The following is a 19,116-nucleotide window of genomic DNA, read 5'->3' as shown; positions in this document are numbered from 1 at the left end:
CAGCTACTCACCCCCGGGAGTAACCGCGCATGACTGTCACCCATGACCAGGTCCAGGCACAGCTCACCGGACCTGGCCAGTTGTTCGAGATGGAGGAGGTCGAGATACGCGGGTCGAAGCTCCGGACCTGGAAGCACGCCCCGACGACCTTCCGCGCCCTGCTGGAGAACAGCCGCTTCCACGGAGAGGCGATCTTCATCGTCTACGAGGACGAGCGCGTCAGCTACGAGGAGCACTACCGCCGGACCGCCACACTGGCCACCCGGCTCGCCGAGGACTACGGCGTGACCAAGGGAGACCGGGTCGCCATCGCGATGCGCAACTACCCCGAGTGGGTCGTGGCCTTCTCGGCGGTCGTCGCGATCGGGGCGATAGCCGTGCCGCTGAACGCGTGGTGGACGACGCCCGAGCTGGAATACGGCCTGTCGGACTCGGGGGCCAAGGTGTTCATCGCCGACGGCGAGCGGGCCGAGCGGCTGCGCGGGACGTCCGTCCCCATGATCGTCACCCGCGCGGCCGGGGACCTGCCGCCCGGGGCCCGCGCGTTCGCCGACGTCCTCGGCGAGGTGCGCGCGGAGGCGACCCTGCCGCCGGTCGAGCTGGGCCCCGAGGACCCGGCCACCATCTTCTACACCTCCGGGACCACCGGCCACCCCAAGGGCGCGCTCGGCACCCACCGCAACGCCGCCCAGTCGCCGATGACCGTCGCCTACGCGCTGCTGCGCAGCATCGCCCTGGCCGGCAAGGACCCCTCGACGGCGGTGGGCACCCGGCGCATCACGTTGCTGACCGTGCCTCTGTTCCACGTCACCGGCTGCTTCGCGGTGATGACGGCCACCATGTTCACCGGCGGCGGCCTGGTGCTGATGTACAAGTGGGACCCCGGGCAGGCGCTCCAGTTGATCGAGCGCGAGAAGGTCACCATCATGACGGGCGTCCCGACCAACGCCTGGCAGCTGCTGTCACACCCCGACCTCGGCAAGTACGACATCTCCAGCCTCGGCGGGGTCAGCTACGGCGGCGCGCCGGCCCCGCCCAAGCTGCTGGAGCGCATCGGCGACCAGCTTCCCCAGCGGCAGGCGTCCAACGGGTACGGGATGACCGAGACCACCGCGCTGGCGATCTACAACAGCGGGCCCACCTACCTGGCCAAGCCCGACAGCATCGGCCTGCCCCTGGCCGTGTGCGACGTGCGCGTGTCCGACCCGCTCGGCAACGAGCTGCCGCCCGGCGAGGTCGGCGAGCTGTGCATGCGCGGCCCCAACGTCATCGCCGGCTACTGGAACCGCCCCGAGGCCACCGCCCAGACCTTCGTGGAGGGCTGGCTGCACACCGGCGACCTGGCCAGGCTGGACGAGGAGGGCTTCGTCTACATCGTCGACCGGGCCAAGGACATGGTCATCAGGGGCGGCGAGAACGTCTACTGCGCCGAGGTCGAGGCGGCCATGTTCGAGCACCCCGCCGTGGACGACGCCGCCGTGATCGGCATCCCGGACGACGAGCTCGGCGAGCAGGTCGGCGCCGTCGTGCGCCTGAAGCCCGGCATGTCGGCCACCGCAGAGGAGCTGCGGGAGTCCCTGACCGGCGTCCTGGCACCGTTCAAGATCCCCGTGCGGTTCTGGTTCCGCGAGACCGAACTCCCCCGCAACCCCGGCGGCAAGATCCTCAAGACCCACCTGCGCCGGGAGACCCTCGGCCTGTGAACGCCCCGACGGCCGCGCGGCGCCCCCGCCGGGCCCCGGGAACCGTGGGCCCCGGGGGCGCCACCTGAGATCATCGACCGGAAGGCCGGTGGACGAGGGGAGGACCGCGGGTGAGCGTCGCCGAGGGCGTGCGGTTCGGAGTGCTTGGATCGCTCAGGGCCGAGGTGGGCGCGCGGCCCGCGGGCCTTGGAGGGCCGCGGCAGCGTGCCGTGCTGGCGATGCTGCTGATCGCGCGCGGCCGCATCGTCCCGGCCGAGCGGATCCTGTCGGAGGTGTGGGAGGGGTCGCGGCCCGCCTCCCCGACGACGCTCCACGGGTACGTCGCCGATCTGCGCAGGGCGCTGGAGCCGGAACGGCCGCCCGGCGCCCCGGCCCGGCTGCTGGTGCGCGAAGGCCCCGGATACGCCCTGCGCGCGGCGCCCGCCGCGATCGACGCCGAGCGCTTCACCGACCTGGCCGTCCGCGGCCGGCGCGCGCTGGAGGACGGCGAGCCCGGGCGCGCCGCCGACCTCCTCGGCCAGGCCCTCGCGCTGTGGCGGGGCCCGGCCTACGCCGACTTCGACGGGGCCGCCTTCGCGGCGCCCGACGCCGCCCGGCTGGAGGACCTGCGGGCCGCGGTGCGCGAGGACCGCCTGTCCGCCGTCATCGCATCGGGACGGCACGCCGCCGCCGTGGGCGAACTGGAGGCGCTGGTCGCCGAGCAACCACTGCGCGAACGCGGCTGGGAACTGCTGGCCCTGGCCCTGTACCGGTCCGGACGGCAGGCCGACGCGCTCGCCGCGTTACGCACCGTCCGCAGACGGCTGGCCGACGAGCTCGGCGCCGACCCCGGACGCGGGCTGCGCGAGCTGGAGGCGGCCGTGCTCGCCCAGGACCCCCGCCTGACCCCGGTGCCCGCGGAACCCGGCCAGGGGCCCTCCCCCGCGCCGCCGGCCGGGGAACCGGCGCCGTCCCCGGGCAACCTGCCCTTCGCCCTGTCCAGCTTCGTCGGCCGCGACGGGGACCTGACCGCCGCCGCGCGCCTGCTGAAGGCGCACCGGCTGGTCACGCTCACCGGCCCCGGCGGCGTCGGCAAGACCCGCCTGGCCCTGGAGGTCGCCCGCGCCCGTACGGACGCCGACGGGCCCTGGCTGGTGGAGATCGCGGGCCTGCACACACCCGACCTGCTCACCGCCACCATCGCCGCCGCTCTGGGACTGCCCGCCGCCGCCTCCGCCGACCAGCTGGCCGGGATGCTCGCCGGCCGCGAGCTGCTGATCGTCCTGGACAACTGCGAGCACCTGCTGGCCCCCGCCGCCATGCTCGTGCACACCCTGCTGGCCCGCTGCGGCGGCGTGCGGATCCTGGCCACCAGCCGCGAACCCCTGGGCATCACCGGCGAGGCCGTCTACGAGGTGCCGCCGCTGCCCGCCGCCACCGAGGCCGCGGAGCTGTTCGCGCGCCGCGCGGCGGCGGCCCAGCCCGGCTGGGAGCCCGAGCCGGGCGGCCAGGAGCGCGTCGCCGCCCTGTGCGCCGGGCTCGACGGCATCCCGCTGGCCATCGAACTCGCCGCCGCCCAGTGCCGGACGCTGTCGGTCGGCCAGATCGCCAACGCCCTGGAAAACCGCTTCACCCTGCTGGTGGGCGGGCCCGCCAGCCGGCCGGACCGCCATCGGACCCTGCTCGGCACCGTCGCCTGGAGCGACCAGCTCCTGTCGCCGCAGGAACGGCTGCTGTTCCACCGGCTCGGCGTGCTCCGGGCCGGCTTCGACCTGGAGACGGCCGCCGCCGTGACGGGGGTCGCCCCCGTACTGGCCCCGCTGTCGGCGCTGGTACGCAAGTCGCTGGTCACCGCCGAGCCCGGCACGGCGCCGCGCCGCTACCGCATGCTGGAGACGCTGCGCCAGTACGCCCTTGGCGCGCTGTCCCCCGAGGAACTGGCGCGGGCGCGGGAACGGCACCGCGCCTGGGCGCTGACCAGGGCAGAGAGCGCCGAACGCCATCTGCGCGGCCCGCAGGGGGCGGCGCTGCTGGAAGGGCTGAGCCGCGACCAGCCGGAGTTCCGCGCCGCGTTCGCCTCCGCGCTCACCGAGGGCGACGGCGACTACGTCCTGCGGCTGGGCGGCGCGCTGTTCTGGTTCTGGTTCCGCATGGGCCACGTCGCGGAAGGGCTGGCCTGGCTGTCGGAGGGCTTCGCCGCGGCCCCGGGAGCCGACGCCGGCACCCGGGCGCGTGCCAGGTTCGCCGTCGCGGCGCTGCGCTACCTGGCCGGACGGCCGGCGCAGGCGTACGAGGCGGCCCGCACGGCCGTCGAGGAGGCCCGCGAGGCCGGCGACCGGGTGACCGAGGCGAGCGCGACGGGCTACGCGGCCTATCTGGGCCTGCTGGCCGGGGCGCCGGTCGACGCGCCGGCCCTCGCCCGCGCGGCCGTCGAGATGGCCCGCGGCACCGCGCAGGGCTGGCTGGAGGCCGAGGCGCTCATGATCCAGGGCATGGCGCTGCGGATCCTCGGCGACCTGCCCGGCGCCGGCGCCGCCTTCCGGGAGGCGATCGCCGCCGCCCACTCCAGCGGCCACGACTGGGCCGCCGACGGGGCCGCCTGGTGCGACATGAAGACCGCCTGCGATCGCGGGGAGGGCGCCCGCGCGCTGGCCGTCGCCGGCGACATCCTCGCCGCGATGGACCGTTACGGCGACATCTCCTTCTGGCTGGTCACCGTGCACAGCGCGACCCGCGCCCTCGTGCTCACCGGGAGGGCGGAGCAGGCGGCCACGCTGATGGGCGCCGTGGAGGCCATCGGCGAGCGGGCCGGCGTCTCCCCTGAGCTGATGGACCCGCTGGACGGGCCCCGCGAGGCCGCCGCCGTGCGAGAAGCGCTGCCACCGGAGGAGTACGAGTGCCACGCGGCCAGGGGACGCGCCCTGTCCCGGCAGGAGGCGAGCGCCCTGCTGGCCGGTCTGATCGCCCGGAACTGACCCCTCGACCGGGCCCGGCGTCCGCCGGTGGTAAAGCCCGTTCCCAGTGGCCGCCAAGCGGCCGCGCGCATCCTCGTCGCCATGAGTGGAGTGCCGCCCCGGCCGGGCGGCCCGGACGACGAGGTGAATCGTGATCAAGACGATGAGGCGCAGCGCGGCGGTGGCCGCGATCAGCCTGGGGCTCCTGGCGGGCCTGGGCATGACGGCCGCCCACGCCGCCACCGGCGACCCGTCCCAGTGGGGCGTGAGCGGAGACCCATCCCAGTGGGGCGTGACCGGAGACCCGTCCCAGTGGGGCTGATCCGAGGAGGGGGTGAGCGGACCATGGCGGACACCGGACACCGCCCCACCGGGCACGCCGTCGTCGTCGGCGCGGGCATCGGCGGGCTGCTGGCCGCCCGGGTGCTCGGCGAGAGGTTCGACCGGGTCACGCTGATCGACCGCGACGCCCTGCCGGACCAGGACGTCCCCCGGCGGGGCGTCCCGCAGGGCCACCACGCGCACGGGCTGCTGTCCCGGGGCCGCGAGATCCTCGAGGAGCTGTTCCCCCGGCTGACCGCCGACCTGGTCGCCACGGGCGCAGGCGCCTGCGACATCCAGAAAGACGTCCGCTGGTACAACGACGGCCGGCTGCTGCGTCCCGCGCCTTCGCGGCTGCGCGGCCTGACGGTGAGCCGGCCGCGGCTGGAAGGGTATGTGCGGTCCCGGGTCGCGGCCCTTCCCGGCGTGGTGGTCCACGAGCGCCGCGAGGTCCTCGGGCCGATCGCCGGTCCCGGCGGAGCCGTCACGGGAGTGCGCGTGCTGCGCCCCGGCCACCGTCCCGAGGAGGCCGAGGAGATGGCGGCCGACCTGGTGGTCGACGCCACGGGGCGGGGCAACCGGGGCACGGAGTGGCTGCGCGGGCTGGGGTACGAGCCCGCGCCGGAGGACCGCGTCGATTCCCGGCTGGTGTACGTCTCGCGCGAGTACCGGCGCCGGCCGGGCGACGCCGGCGTCGCGGCCATGATCGTGGGGCACGGCACGGCCGTCCCGAGGGGCGGGGTCGCGCTCAGCGCCGAGGGGGACCGCTGGCTGGTCACCCTGTTCGGCATGGGCGACGACGTCCCGCCCGTCGACCCGGAGGGGTATCACGCCTTCGCCGCCCGGCTTCCGGTCCCCGACCTGCACCACCTCCTGCTGCGCCTGGAACCGCTCGGGGCGCCGCGCCTGATGCGCATCCCGGTGAGCATCCGCCGCCGCTACGAACGGCTCGGCCGCTTCCCCGAGGGCTACCTGGTGTTCGGCGACGCGCTGTGCCAGTTCAACCCCAGCTACGGGCAGGGGATGACCGTGGCCGCCTGCGAGGCCGTCGCCCTGCGGGAGTGCCTGGCCGGCGGGCTGGACGGCCTGGCCCGCCGCTTCTTCGGGCGCGCCGCACGGATCATCGACGTGCCCTGGGACATGTCGGTCGGCGGCGACCTGCGGTTCCCGTCCGTCGAGGGCCCGCGGTCCCCGCGGGTGAGGCTGCTCAACGGCTACCTCACACGGCTCCACGCCGCCGCGCAGGCCGACCCGGTGGTCGGCAACGCCTTCCTGAGCGTCGCCAACCTCCAGGCGCCGCCGCAGCGCCTGCTGTCGCCGGGGATCCTCGCCCGGGTGCTCCGACCTCGTTCCCGCCGCGGCGCTCCGGCCCTCCCCGAGCCGGAGATCCGGGCGCAGGAGCCGGCCGGCCGGTGACACCCCGGGATCGTGGCGGCGGACCGCTGGAGGGAACGGTCCACGATCCCCTTTTTGTACCGCTTTCCTTGGGTTACCCTCGCATCGATCTACGTTGTGCGAGGGGGGCCGATGGGCCGGGTCGACGCCGATGCCGCGCGGTTCGGGGTGCTCGGCCCGCTTCGGGCCGAGCTGGGCGGACGTCCGGTCGGCCTGGGCGGGCTGCGGCAGCGCGCGGTCCTCGCCGTGCTGCTGATCGCCCGGGGCAGGATGGTGTCGGCCGAGCGGCTCATGTCCGACGTGTGGGAGGGGTCCCCGCCGCCTTCGCCGGCGACCCTGCACGTGTACATCTCCCAGTTGCGCAGGGCGCTGGAGCCGGAGCGCGCGGCCCGCGCCCCGGCCGGGCTCCTGGTGCGCGAGGGGCCCGGGTACGCGCTACGGGCCGACCCGGCCGCGGTCGACGCCGAGCGCTTCGCCGACCTGGCCGTGGCCGGGCGGCACGCCCTGGACGGCGCGAGGCCGGAACAGGCCGAGGCATTGCTGACCGAGGCGCTGGACCTGTGGCGTGGACCGGCCTACGCCGACTTCGACGGGGCCGGCTTCGCGGTGTCGGAGGCGGCCCGGCTGGAGGGGCTGCGCGCCGCCGCGTACGAGGACCGGCTGGCCGCCGCCATCCGGCTCGGCCGGCACGCCGCCGCGGTCGGCGAGCTGGAAGCCCTGGTGGCCGAGCAGCCGCTGCGGGAACGCGGCTGGGAACTGCTCACCCTGGCGCTGTACCGGTCGGGCCGGCGTGCCGAGGCCGCCGCGGCGCTGCGCGCCGTACGGGAACGGCTCGCCGACGAGCTCGGCATCGACCCCGGCCCCGCGCTGCGCGACCTGGAGGCCGCGGTGCTCGCCCAGGACCCGCGGCTCGACCCGCCGCCCGCGCTCACCACCGGCGCCCGCCTCGGCGGCGCGCCCCGTTCCCAGGCCCCCGCCGGCTCGCCCGCCGCCGAACCGGCCGGCCTCGCGGCCAAGCCCGCGCCCGCGCCGGCGGGGAACCTGCCCTTCGCCCTGTCGAGCTTCGTCGGGCGCACGGCCGACCTCGCCGCCGTCGGCGGCCTGCTCACCGAGTACCGGCTGGTCACCCTCACCGGCCCCGGCGGGGTCGGCAAGTCGCGCCTCGCGCTGGAGGCGGCCAGGGCCCGTGCCGACGACGACGGCCCCTGGCTGGTGGAGCTGGCCGGCCTCACCTCGGCCGAACTGCTCCCCGCCACCATCGCGGCCTGCCTGGGCATCCCGGGGGTGGCCTCGGCCGAGGCGCTGGCGGGCGTGCTCGCCGGGCGCCGGCTGCTGCTGGTGCTCGACAACTGCGAACACCTGCTGGAGGCCGTCGCCGCCCTCGCCGGCGCGTTGCTGGGCCGCTGCGGGGCCCTGCGGGTGCTGGCCACCAGCCGCGAGGCGCTGGGCGTGGAGGGCGAGGCCGTCTACGAGGTCCTGCCGCTCGACCCCGCCGGGGACGGCACCGAGCTGTTCCGGCGGCGGGCCGCCGCGGCGCTGCCCGCCTGGTCACCCGACCCGGGCGATCTGGACCGCATCCCGGGGCTGTGCGCCGGGCTGGACGGCATCCCGCTGGCCATCGAACTGGCCGCCGCGCAGTGCAGGATGCTCTCCATCGGCCAGATCGCCGAGGCCTTGGAGAACCGCTTCGACGTGCTGGTGGACGGCCCGATCGACCTGCCGGCGCGGCACCGCGCGCTGGAGGCCACCGTCGCCTGGAGCCACCATCTCCTCGACCCCGCGGAGCGGCGGCTGTTCCACCGGCTGAGCGTGTTCGCCGCCGGGTTCGACCTCGACGCCGCCGCCGCGGTCGCAGGCCAGGCCCCCGTCCTGCCCGCCCTGTCGGCGCTGGTGCGCAAGTCGCTGATCGCCGTCGAGCCGGGCACCGCGCCGCGCCGCTACCGGATGCTGGAGACGCTGCGCCAGTACGCGCTGCGGGAACTGGACCCCCACGACCTCGCCGGGACACGGCGGCGTCACCGGGCCTGGGCGCTGACCCAGGCCGAGAGCGCCGAGCGCAGGCTGCACGGCCCGCAGGCCGCCGAGCTGCTGGCCCGCTTGACCCGCGAGCAGCCGGAGTTCCGCGCCGCCTTCGCCTCCGCGCTGGCCGACGGGGACGGCGACTACGCGCTGCGGCTCGGCGGAGCGCTGTACTGGTTCTGGTACCGCATGGGTCACATCGCCGAGGGCCTGTCCTGGATGTCCGACGCGTTCGCCGCCGCGCCGGACGCCGGGCCCGAGGTCCGCGGACGGGCCCGGCTCGCCGTGAGCGGGCTCAGCTACCTGGCCGGCAGGCCGGCGGAGGCGTACGAGGAGGTGCTGACCGCCGAGCGGGAGGGCCAGGAGGCCGGGGATCTGGTGGTCCAGGCGTCCGCGCGGGTCTACCAGACGCATTTCGGCGTGCTCGCCGGGATCCCGATCGACGCCCCCGCGCTCGCCGCCGGCGCCGTCGGCCTCGCCCGGCGCGCCGGAGAGGACTGGCTGGTGGCCGAGGCCCTCATGGTGCAGGGCACGCTCGCCCGCGTCATGGGAGACCGCCCGGCGGCCGAGGCCGTCCTGGCCGAGGCCGTCGCGACCGCCGAGTCCTGCGGCCACGACTGGGCGGCGGGCTCCGCCGCGTGGGCCGCCATGAAGACCGCCTGCGACGACGGCGACGGCCGGCGCGCGCTCGGCATCGCCGCGGGCATCCTGGACGCCCTCGACCGCCACGACGACGTCACCTCCCGGCTCGTCCTGATCCACACCGCCGCCCACGCCCTCACGCTGAGCGGACGCGCCGGCCAGGCGGCCGTGCTGATGGGCGGCGTGGAGGCCGTCGGCCGCCGGGTCGGCTTCTCCCCCGAACTCATGGACCCGTTCGACGGCCCGAGAGAAGCCGCCGCCGTCCGCGAAGCGCTCCCGCCGGCGGAGTACGAACGCCTCGCGGCCCAGGGACGCGAACTGTCCCTGCCGGAGCTGACCACCTTCATGATCGGCCTGCTCGACGCACGGTGACCCGACCCACCCCACCCCGCCACACCCGGCCCCGAAACCCGCACCCCGCCGGCGCGGCCCCGGCCCCCTTCGGTTGAGGTACTCAGACAGGATGGGTACGCCTACTCAGGCGTCCGGCCGGCCGGTGTCAGACCCTGAACGGCATGAAGAAAGCACTCCAGCCCGCCATGACCGGCGCCTACTACGCCCAGTGCGTCATCTCCTTCGCCGTGGCGCTCGGCAGCGTGGCGCTCGGCATCGTCTTCCTGCCGATCGATCCCTGGATTCGCGCGTTCCTCGCGATCGCCGTGCTGTACACGGTGACCACGGCCTTCGGACTGGCCAAGTGCGTGCGCGACCGGCAGGAACTCGACAGCATGTCCAGCCGCGTCGACCAGGCACGGTTGGACAAACTGCTCTCCGAGCACGACCCGTACAAGGTCGACACGCCGTGAGCCGCCGCTCCGGCCGCGCTGTGTCCCGTCCAGTCCCCGCTATGTCCCGTCCAGTCCCTGCTCGATCGCGTAACGGACGAGCTCGACCCGGTTGTGGAGCTGGAGCTTGTTCAAGGTGTTCTGCACGTGGTTCTGCACGGTCCGGTGGCTGAGCACCAGCCGTTCGGCGATCTGCCGGTAGGACAGGCCCTTGGCGACCAGGCGCAGCACCTCGGTCTCCCGATCGGTGAGGCGCGGCCCGGCGTCCGAAGGCCTCTGCGTGGCCAGACGGCGATACTCGCCGAGCACCAACCCTGCCAGGCCAGGGGTGAAGACCGGTTCCCCGCCGGCCGTGCGCCGGACGGCGCCGAGGAACTCCTCACGGCTCGCCGACTTGACCAGGTATCCGCAGGCTCCGGCCTTGACCGCCTCGAGCACGTCCTCATGCTCGGCGCTCGCCGACAGCACCAGGACGCGGGGCGCGGGATCGGAGGCGGCCAGCCCTCTGGCCACCTCGACACCGGACAGGTCGGGAAGCCGCAGGTCGAGGATCACCACGTCGGGGCGCAGGGCGGCGGCGACGCGGAGCGCCTGGCGGCCCTCGCCCACGGTCGCCACCACCTGGTACCCGGCGTTCTCCAGGTCACGGGCGACCGCGTCCCGCCACATCGGGTGGTCGTCCACCACCATCACCCGCAGAGCGCTGGTCATTCCGCAACTGTAGACCGGCCCGCGTTCCCGCCCCGGATGTGCGGGCCCGCTCGTGGGCGGCGGGCCGGGCGGGGACGGGGATCACCAGCTCGACCTCGGTTCCCTGGCCCGGCACGGACGTGAGACCGACCCTGCCGCCGAGGCCGGTGATCCGGCCCCTGATGGACTGCGCGACGCCGAGCCTGCCCTCCGCCTCCGCCTCAGAAAGGCGTCCCTCGGGGATGCCGGGGCCCTCGTCGCGCACCGTGATGGTCATCGAGACGCCGTCGTTCTCGGCGAAGACCCAGGCCCTCGCCTCCGCGCCGCAGTGCCACCGTACGTTGTCGAGCGCCGCCCCCACGGCCGCGACGACCTCGTGAGCGTGACCGGCGGGAAGCGGCAGAGGGGTCGCGGGTGTCGACACGGTGACCACCGCCGAGGTGTACCGGCGTAACCGAGCCCCCACATCGACCAGGCCCGCACCGTCCTGCTCCCCCGTGCCAGGACCGCTGCGGATCAGCTCGCGCACCGCCGCTTCCTGCTCTCCGGCCAGCCGCCCCAGTTCGGCGGCCTCCCCGCCGATCTCCAGCCCGCGGCGTCGCACCAGCGCCAGTACCTGGAGCACGGAGTCGTGGATGCCGCGAGCGAGCCGCTCGCGCTCCCGGCCGGCCGCCTCGATCTCGGCGGCACGCTGCAGCCGTTCCTCCGCCTGTCTGGTGAGCCGCGCCACGTGTCCGACGACGGTTCCGGCGAGGATCAGCAGCACGGATCCGTTGATCGGTACGGAAAGCGCGAACCGGTCCGCGTCGCGCAGCCACAGGTCGCCGAGCGCCAGCACGATCGCCGCCACCGCGCCCGCCCGCCGCCCGCCGTACACGGCCCAGGCGAGCACGGGCCCCCCGATCCAGGTCGCCGTCACCGGCATCACACCCGCCGGTCCGGCGTCAGGTCCCTGGACGTACGGCGAAGCCAGCATGCAGCCGAGCGTGACGAGCACGTCCAGCACCAGCAGGGGGCGGCTTCTCGCGGAGGAGTACGCGATCGTGGTGGCCGCGGTCCATACCGCCATCACGCCGAGGACGGCCCACCCGGTGAGGGGGCGCTGGTAGCCGCCGGCGCCCGCCAGCAACACCGCGGCGTAGCCGAGAGAGGCGATGCGGTACACCGCGATGGCCCGCCAGAACGACCCCTCGATCTCCATGCGGCCCCATCACGCTCGTCGGCGCTGTCCCCGGTGAGCCGACTATATGACGGCCCGGATGCCCTCTCATCGCCCGAGCTCTGACGGGCACCGCTCCCGGACGGGGGCGCGGGTCCGGCCGCCGGGCGTCCTTCGGGTGCCCGTGACGCGTGTCCGTGGGTGCGGCGGCCCCGGCGCACGGAAAACCGGTTGCCCGGGAGCGTCGTGGGCCTTCAGACTTGCCGCCTGTGTCGACGAGTCCCGCCGGATCGCTGAAGACCCTGCTGCTGCGGCTGCGCATGGACCTCAGCCCACTACGCGACTCGCGGGATTTCCGGCTGCTGTTCGGCTCCAGCCTGGTCACGATGTTCGGCAGCCTGATGACCATGGTGGCCGTGCCCTTCCAGATGAAGCAGCTCACCGGCTCCTACGTCGCGGTGGGCCTGGTCGGCCTGGTGGAGTTCGCGCCGATGGTGGTGTGCGGGCTGTGGGGCGGCGCGATCGCCGACGCGCTCGACCGGCGCAAGATCGTCGTCCTGTCCGAGGTGGGCCTCTGCCTGACCTCGGTGCTCCTGCTGCTGAACGCCGTGCTGTTCCCCGCCCCGGCCCAGGTGCCCGTGCTGTACGTCGTCGCCGCGCTGTCGGCCGGCCTGTCCAGCCTCCGCGGCCCCAGCGAGCAGGCGATCATCAACCGGGTCCTCAAACTCGACCAGATGGGCGCCGCGTTCGCCCTCCAGGGCCTGGCGCGCAACGCGGGCATGATCGTCGGCCCGGCCGCCGGCGGCCTCATCGTCGTCACCCTCGGCCCGGCCACCTCCTACGGCATCGACATCGCGTCCTTCCTGCTGTCGCTGCTGCTTCTGGTGCGCGTGCGCCCCGTTCCCCGCACCGGTGACCACACCCCGGCCTCGCTGCGCTCGCTGGTCGAGGGCGTGCGCTACGCCGTCCGCCGCCCCGACCTCATGGGCACCTACCTGGTCGACATCGCCGCCATGGTGTTCGCCTTCTCGAACGCGCTCTTCCCGTTCCTCGCCGACCAGCTCCACGAGCCCAGGGCGCTCGGCCTGCTGTACGCGGCGGGCGGCATCGGCTCGGTGATCGCCTCGGCCACCTCCGGCTGGACCGCCCACGTCCACCGCCACGGCCGCGCGGTGATCACCTCGGCCGCACTGTGGGGCGCCGGCGTCGCCCTGGCCTCGATCATGCCCAACATCTGGCTCGTGGCCGCCCTACTCGCCTTCGCCGGAGCCGCCGACATGATCAGCGGCGTCTTCCGCGGCATCATCTGGAACCAGACCATCCCCGACGAATACCGCGGACGCCTGGCCGGCATCGAACTGCTCTCCTACTCCACCGGCCCCATGCTCGGCGACGCCCGCGCCGGATTCCTCGCCCAAGCCGGCGGCGCCCGCTTCTCCCTCGGCGTCGGCGGCCTGCTCTGCATGGCCGCCGTCGCCGCCATGGCCACCGCCCTCCCCAAGTTCAGAAAGTACGACGCCCGCACCGACGAACACGCCCTGGCCGAACGCGCCCGCCGCGAAGTGCCCGTCACCACCTGACCAAAGCCCCCGGGATCAGGGAAGCCACTTGCTACGGTGGGAAGCATGAAGGTCCAGGTCCGGAGCGAAATGATGACGAATTCGGAGCTACCCGACTGGTTGATCCCTCCCCCTGAGGGGTTCCACGCCGAGGACCTCGATCACCTTCCGGATTTGCCTGCGCACACCGAGTTGATCGATGGAAGCTTGGTGCTCGTGAGCCCGCAGAAAGACTTCCACACTCTGATGCTGTCTCTGCTGGAGAACGGCTTGCGCCGCACGGCTCCCGGCGATCTGCGCGTGCGTCGCGAGATGAGTGTGATCCTGGGCCCACGGCAGCGACCGGAGCCGGACGTCATCGTCTTCCACGCCACAGCCCTGCGTGGCCCCGACGTCACCGCCTACCGAGCCGAAGATCTGGTGCTCGCGGTCGAGGTGGTGTCCCCCGAATCGGAGGAGCGCGACCGCAAGCGCAAGCCGTCGCTGTACGCCGAGGCGGGCATCCCTCACTTCTGGCTGGTCGAGAGCTCCGAGGGACGTCCTACGGTGAACGTCTACGAACTGGACCCGGCCACGCGCAGCTACGTGCTGTCCAGCAGCCATCATGATCGGGTTCGGCTGACGGCGCCGTTCGACATCGACATCGACCTGACCGAGATCGACAGGCTCTGACGGCCGTTGGGCGGGCCGGGGCTGTTCAAGTCCTGGGTGAGCGGTGAGTCGGTGGGGTCGTCAACCGGCGGAGCGGCGGCGGTGGGCGCGTTGGCGGCAGGTGGGGCCGCAGTAGCGGGGCGGCCGCCCGGTATCGCGCGCTGGAAGCGACGCGCCGCATTCCTCGCAGAGCCGCGGGGCGGTGGGTCCGTGACGAGGCGACGAGGACGCGTCACGAAATGATGCGGGATTCGTGACGGGCCTGGCACGCAGTCCGTCCAGCAGCAACCGCACCAACTGGGCGCCGCGGGCCTGGTCCCGGTGTGCCGTACGCAGCGCGACGGCGCCGACGACGAGCGCCGACAGATCGTCCAGCCGGACGTCGGCGCGTATCGCCCCGGCCTGTCTCGCGTCGCGCATCAGGCGCTCCAGGGCCTGGTGGAACCGCTGGACCGCGGCGGTCAGCACGGCACGCGGCCAGCTCCGGTCACCGGTGAGGGCGTCGCACACGCTCTGACGGTCCGCCGACTTCTCGACCACTTCGAGCAGGAACCCGAACAGCGCGTCACCGGGGGCGGCGCGGGCGCCCCAGCGGCCGGCGGAGGCGACCAGGGTCTCAAGGTGCTCGGCGAGCACCGCCTCGACCAGGATGTCCTTGCTCGGGAAGTGCCGGTAGACGGTCCCGGCGCCGACCCCGGCGCGCTGGGCGATGCGGCCGAGAGACGCCTGGAGCCCTTCCTCGGCGAACACCCGCATCGCGGTGCGCAGCACCAGATCCCGGTTCCGGCGGGCATCGGAACGCCCGGCGACCGGCACTGCCGTCATGTCACGAAATCCTTGTCTGCGGCGGCGAAACGGGTGGAGCATTCCGGACCGTATCCAGTATCCCGCACATCTGTGGAGGACACCATGACCACCGCGGCACCCGCCGGCATCGACGCTCCCATCCTCGTCACCGGCGCCACCGGCAAGCAGGGCGGCGCCACCGCCCGGCTGCTGCTCGCCCGGGGCCGGCAGGTGCGGGCGCTGGTGCGCGACGTGAACGCGCCTGCCGCCACGGCGCTGGCCGCCGCGGGCGCCCGGCTCGTGGGCGGCGACTTCGACGATCCGGCGAGCCTGCCGCCCGCGCTCGACGGCGTCGCCGCCGTGTTCGGCGTCCCACCGGTCGCCTACGGCCCGGCCGGACCGGAAACCGAACTCGAGATCGCTCGCGGCCGGACGCTGATCGACGCCGCGGCCAAGGCGGGAATCGCGCAGGTCGTATACAGCACCGTCGCCTCGACGTCGAGCACATCGTCGATGTCGGAGGGCAAGGCGCTGATCGAGGAGTACCTGCGCGACCACGTCGCGTCGCCCACCGTGCTGCGCCCGGTGCGCTTCATGACGAACTATCTCGCCGCCGCCGGAGTCACCGGCATCGACGGCATCTCCCCCGATGGCGTGCACCGGCACCTGTTCGCGCCGCACCAGCCCATGCAGGTCATCGCGCTGGAGGACATCGCCGAGTTCGCCGCGCTCGCGTTCGCCGACCCGGCCCGGTTCGCCGGGCGCACCCTGGAGCTGGCCGGCGACGAGCCGACCCCGGTGCAGGCCGCCGCCACGATCGCCGCGGCCACCGGCATCCCGATCCGGTACGAGCAGCTCACCGACGAGGAGACCGCCCGGCTCGGCCCGGGGATCGCCGAGACCAAGAAGCGCTGGCAGGCCGGTCACCGCTGGCACGCCGACATCGAGGCCCTGCGCGTCATCCACCCCGGTCTGCGCACGCTCGCCGACTGGCTCGCCGAATCCGGCGCCGCCGCCCTCCGCGCTCACCTCGCCACCGCTTGAGCCGCTGATCTCATCACCGCCTGGGCCGGCCCGGCCGGCGCCGGGACCGAGACCGGGACCGGGACCGGGACCGGGACCGGCCGAGGTTCACGGCAACCCGCCGGCCCGCCATCGGGCACGGGTGATTATCACATCGGCCATTGATCCGGTGTTGGTGCGAGCGTATGGTCCTCCCAAACATTCGAGTACGCCTCATGTTTTGGGGGTTCTCACATGCACGCACGTCTCCAGCGGATGATCACGGCGACCTCCGCGCTCGCGATCCTCACGCTGGCATCCCCCGTCGTGCCCGCATCGGCGGCCGTCTACACCGCCGACGACTACTGTCTCGGCCAGTGCGCCGACGTGCTGCCGCCCGGCCAGAACGGCAACGCGACCCTGGTGGAGATCCTCGCCAACCAGTCGCTCGGCACCATGCCGCGGCATTCGGGCGACCAGCTCGGCAGGTACGCCGGCCTGATCTCCGGCTACACCGGCCTGACCGAGGACCAGATCGCCGCCTTCTTCAACGACGCCTCCTTCGGGGTGCCGGCCGGACAGGTGGAGAGCACGACCAGCCCCCGGGCGGACGTGACCATCGTCCGGGACAAGGCCACCGGTGTCCCGCACATCACCGGGACCACCCGGGAGGGCACCATGTTCGGCGCCGGGTACGCCGGCGCGCAGGACCGCCTCTGGCTGATGGACCTCATGCGCCACGTCGGCCGCGGCGAGCTGACCCCGTTCGCCGGAGGAGCGCCGGGCAACCGGGCCCTGGAGCAGAGCGTCTGGCGCAACTCCCCCTACACCGAGGCCGACCTGCAGGCGCAGATCACCCGGTTGCGGGACTCCGGGCCCCGCGGCGCCCAGTTGTACGCCGACGTGCAGAACTACGTGAGCGGCATCAACGCCTACATCGACCACTGCATGGCCGGCCGCGACTGCCCCGGCGAGTACGTCCTGACCGGCCACCTGGACGCGATCACCAACGCCGGCGGCCCGCAAGACTTCACCATGACCGACCTGATCGCGGTCTCCGGGGTGATCGGCGGGCTGTTCGGCGGGGGCGGCGGCGCGGAGATGCAGTCCGCCCTGGTGCGCGTGGCGGCCCGCGCCAAGTACGGCACGGCGGCCGGCGACCAGGCATGGGCGGCGTTCCGGGCGCAGAACGACCCGGAGGCCACCTTGACCCTGCACAACGGCCAGAGTTTCCCGTTCGGGGCCGCGCCCGGCGCCACTGGAGTCGTGCTGCCCGACGCCGCCACGACGGCGCCGGTGGACATCACCCAGAACGAGTCCGGGTCGGCCACCACCTCGGTCGCCCCATCGGCCACCGCCGCCACGGGCGTGCTCCCCGGCCTGTCGGTGGACAACTCCAAGCCCGGCATGTCGAACGCCGTCGTGGTGTCGGCCGCCGAGTCCGCCTCCGGGCACCCGATCGCGGTGTTCGGCCCGCAGACCGGCTACTTCGCGCCGCAGTTGCTCATGCTGCAGGAGCTGACGGGGCCGGGCATCCGCTCGCGCGGGGTGGCCTTCGCGGGGCTCAACCTGTACGTGCTGCTCGGCAGGGGCACCGACTACGCCTGGAGCGCGACCTCGGCCGGGGAGGACATCACCGACACCTACGCGCTGCAGTTGTGCAACCCCTCCGGCGGCGCGGTGACCACGGCCTCCACCTACTACCTCTACCGCGGCGCCTGCACGGCCATGGAGACGCTCAAGAAGACCAACTCCTGGAAGCCGAACGTCGCCGACACCACCTCCGCCGGGTCCTACGACCTGGTCATCCAGCGCACCAAGTACGGGCTGGTGACCTGGCGCGGCACCGTCGGCGGGCAGCCCACGGCCTTCACCACGCTGCGCTCGACCTACCAGCACGAGGCCGACTCCGCGGTGGGTTTCGCGCTGTTCAACGACCCGGCCCAGATGGGGAACGCCGCCGCCTTCGCCGCCTCGGCGTCGGAGATCGGCTTCGCGTTCAACTGGTTCTACGTCAACTCGGCCGAGGCCGCGTACTTCATGTCGGGCGACGTCCCGGTCAGGGCGGCGGGCTCCGACCCCAACCTGCCGATGACCGCCGACGCCGCCCACGAGTGGGCCGGCTACGACCCCGCCACCAACAGCGCGACCTACCTGCCGGCCTCCGCCCACCCGCAGACGGCCGCCCAGGATTACCTGGTGAGCTGGAACAACAAGCAGGCCAAGGACTTCGGCGCGGCCGACGGCAACTTCAGCTTCGGGCCGGTGCACCGGGTGGACCTGCTGGACCGGCCGGTGAAGGCCGCGCTCGCCGGCGCGGGCAAGCTCGACCGGGCCGGCACCGTGAAGATCATGGCCGACGCGGCGGTCACCGACCTGCGCGGCAAGGAGGTGCTGCCCGACCTGCTACGGGTGATCAACAGCGCGACGGTGTCCGACCCGGCACTGGCCTCGGCGGTGTCGAAGCTGGCGGCGTGGGCCTCGGGCGGCGCCAAGAGGGTCGAGACCTCGCCCGGGAGCAGGACCTACGCGCACGCCGACGCCATCCGGGCCTTCGACGCCTGGTGGCCCAAGCTGGTCAGGGCCGAGTTCCGGCCGGGGCTGGGCGACGGGCTGTACCAGTCGCTGGTCAACGCCCTGCAGATCAACGAGTCGCCCTCCGGGCACCAGCAGGGTGACCTGTCGAGCTTCCCGGCCTCGGCCAACGAGGCCCAGACCCACAAGGGTTCGGCCTTCCAGTACGGCTGGTGGGGCTACGTCGGCAAGGACGTCCGGGCGGTGCTCGGCGACCCGGTCGCCGGACCGCTGCCCGCCAAGTACTGCGGAGACGGCACGGTGGCGGGCTGCCGCGCCGTTCTGCTGGACAGCCTGTCGGCGGCGCTCGCCGAACCGGCGGCGACGACCTACCCGGCCGACGACGCCTGCTCGGCGGGCGACCAGTGGTGCGCGGACGCCATCCGCCACTCGCCGCTCGGCGGGATCAAGCAGTCGCTGATCTCCTGGCAGAACCGGCCGACCTACCAGCAGGTCGTGTCCTTCCCCGCCCGCCGCGGCGACCCCATCGCCAACCTGGCGGCCGGCGCGAGCGCCGGCGCGTCCAGCACGCAGATCCTGCCCTACTACCCGGCGGGCAGGGCCGTGGACGGCGACCCCACCACCCGGTGGGCCAGCGCCTCCAGCGACGACCAGTGGCTGCGGGTCGATCTCGGGTCCGCCAGGACCGTGGCCCGGGTGGTGCTGCGCTGGGAGGCGGCCTACGGGAAGGCGTACGAGATCCAGACCTCTCCGGACGGGTCGTCGTGGACCACGGTGTACTCCACGACCACCGGCGACGGCGGCGTGGACAACCTGACCTTCGGCCCGGCCTCCGCGCGCTATGTCCGCATGCACGGCATCACCCGCGGCACCGGCTATGGCTACTCGCTGTACGAAATGGAGGTCTACTCCCGCTGAACACCCGGTACCCGGCGG

At 73.9% G+C, this 19,116-nt stretch carries 13 protein-coding genes; 10 read left to right on the top strand and 3 right to left on the bottom strand.

All coding sequences use genetic code 11. From position 1 onward, the window contains the following. The first annotated feature begins 29 nt into the window (after positions 1-29). The 6 genes from ACFQSB_RS38090 to ACFQSB_RS38065 all read left to right on the top strand — a co-directional run bounded on the left by ACFQSB_RS38090 (position 30) and on the right by ACFQSB_RS38065 (position 9,819). Positions 30-1,703 (top strand): class I adenylate-forming enzyme family protein, encoded by a 1,674-nt coding sequence (locus tag ACFQSB_RS38090; protein ID WP_380832049.1) that lies wholly within the window; start codon positions 30-32, stop codon positions 1,701-1,703. Between the two features lie 110 nt (positions 1,704-1,813). Beyond that, positions 1,814-4,657: an AfsR/SARP family transcriptional regulator gene (locus ACFQSB_RS38085; protein WP_380832047.1), complete on the top strand. Its 2,844-nt coding sequence runs from the start codon at positions 1,814-1,816 to the stop codon at positions 4,655-4,657. A 130-nt stretch (positions 4,658-4,787) separates the two neighbouring features. Beyond that, a complete protein-coding gene (locus ACFQSB_RS38080) occupies positions 4,788-4,958 on the top strand; it encodes a hypothetical protein (RefSeq protein WP_354847939.1) in 171 nt (56 codons plus the stop codon). 23 nt (positions 4,959-4,981) lie between these two features. Next, positions 4,982-6,373, top strand: a complete 1,392-nt coding sequence (locus ACFQSB_RS38075) for an NAD(P)/FAD-dependent oxidoreductase (RefSeq protein WP_380832045.1) — start codon at positions 4,982-4,984, stop codon at positions 6,371-6,373. Positions 6,374-6,484: 111 nt separating this feature from the next. Then, positions 6,485-9,385, top strand: coding sequence for an AfsR/SARP family transcriptional regulator (locus ACFQSB_RS38070; RefSeq protein ID WP_380832043.1), 2,901 nt, complete (start codon positions 6,485-6,487; stop codon positions 9,383-9,385). A 143-nt stretch (positions 9,386-9,528) separates the two neighbouring features. Beyond that, positions 9,529-9,819 (top strand): YiaA/YiaB family inner membrane protein, encoded by a 291-nt coding sequence (locus ACFQSB_RS38065; protein WP_380832041.1) that lies wholly within the window; start codon positions 9,529-9,531, stop codon positions 9,817-9,819. Between the two features lie 39 nt (positions 9,820-9,858). Here the strand turns inward: ACFQSB_RS38065 and ACFQSB_RS38060 are convergent, their stop codons facing one another. Continuing rightward, positions 9,859-10,509, bottom strand: a complete 651-nt coding sequence (locus tag ACFQSB_RS38060; RefSeq protein ID WP_380832039.1) for a response regulator — start codon at positions 10,507-10,509, stop codon at positions 9,859-9,861. Continuing rightward, a complete protein-coding gene (gene macS / locus ACFQSB_RS38055; RefSeq protein ID WP_380832037.1) occupies positions 10,442-11,689 on the bottom strand; it encodes a MacS family sensor histidine kinase in 1,248 nt (415 codons plus the stop codon). Before macS ends, ACFQSB_RS38060 begins: the two co-directional genes overlap by 68 nt. Before the next feature lie 227 nt (positions 11,690-11,916). Between macS and ACFQSB_RS38050 the strand changes: the two genes are divergently transcribed. Then, positions 11,917-13,227: an MFS transporter gene (locus tag ACFQSB_RS38050; protein ID WP_380832035.1), complete on the top strand. Its 1,311-nt coding sequence runs from the start codon at positions 11,917-11,919 to the stop codon at positions 13,225-13,227. A 72-nt stretch (positions 13,228-13,299) separates the two neighbouring features. Continuing rightward, on the top strand, positions 13,300-13,878 hold the full coding sequence (locus ACFQSB_RS38045; RefSeq protein WP_380832063.1) for a Uma2 family endonuclease: 579 nt from the start codon (positions 13,300-13,302) through the stop codon (positions 13,876-13,878). A 60-nt stretch (positions 13,879-13,938) separates the two neighbouring features. On the opposite strand, the gene ACFQSB_RS38040 is transcribed toward ACFQSB_RS38045, so the two are convergent. Then, the gene (locus ACFQSB_RS38040; RefSeq protein ID WP_380832033.1) at positions 13,939-14,682 is read right to left on the bottom strand and encodes an SbtR family transcriptional regulator; all 744 of its coding nucleotides are present in this window, start codon (positions 14,680-14,682) and stop codon (positions 13,939-13,941) included. Positions 14,683-14,766: 84 nt separating this feature from the next. Here ACFQSB_RS38040 and ACFQSB_RS38035 point away from each other — a divergent pair, with 84 nt between their 5' ends. Both ACFQSB_RS38035 and ACFQSB_RS38030 read left to right on the top strand, forming a co-directional pair. Then, on the top strand, positions 14,767-15,687 hold the full coding sequence (locus tag ACFQSB_RS38035) for an NmrA family NAD(P)-binding protein (protein WP_380832031.1): 921 nt from the start codon (positions 14,767-14,769) through the stop codon (positions 15,685-15,687). A 213-nt stretch (positions 15,688-15,900) separates the two neighbouring features. After that, positions 15,901-19,098: a penicillin acylase family protein gene (locus ACFQSB_RS38030; protein WP_380832029.1), complete on the top strand. Its 3,198-nt coding sequence runs from the start codon at positions 15,901-15,903 to the stop codon at positions 19,096-19,098. Positions 19,099-19,116: the final 18 nt, after the last annotated feature.

This window comes from Sphaerisporangium rhizosphaerae (assembly GCF_042665155.1).
Lineage (GTDB): Bacteria > Actinomycetota > Actinomycetes > Streptosporangiales > Streptosporangiaceae > Sphaerisporangium > Sphaerisporangium rhizosphaerae.
The sequence above is the reverse complement of the archived record's forward strand: the minus strand, read 5'-3'. Positions and strand labels throughout refer to the sequence as shown.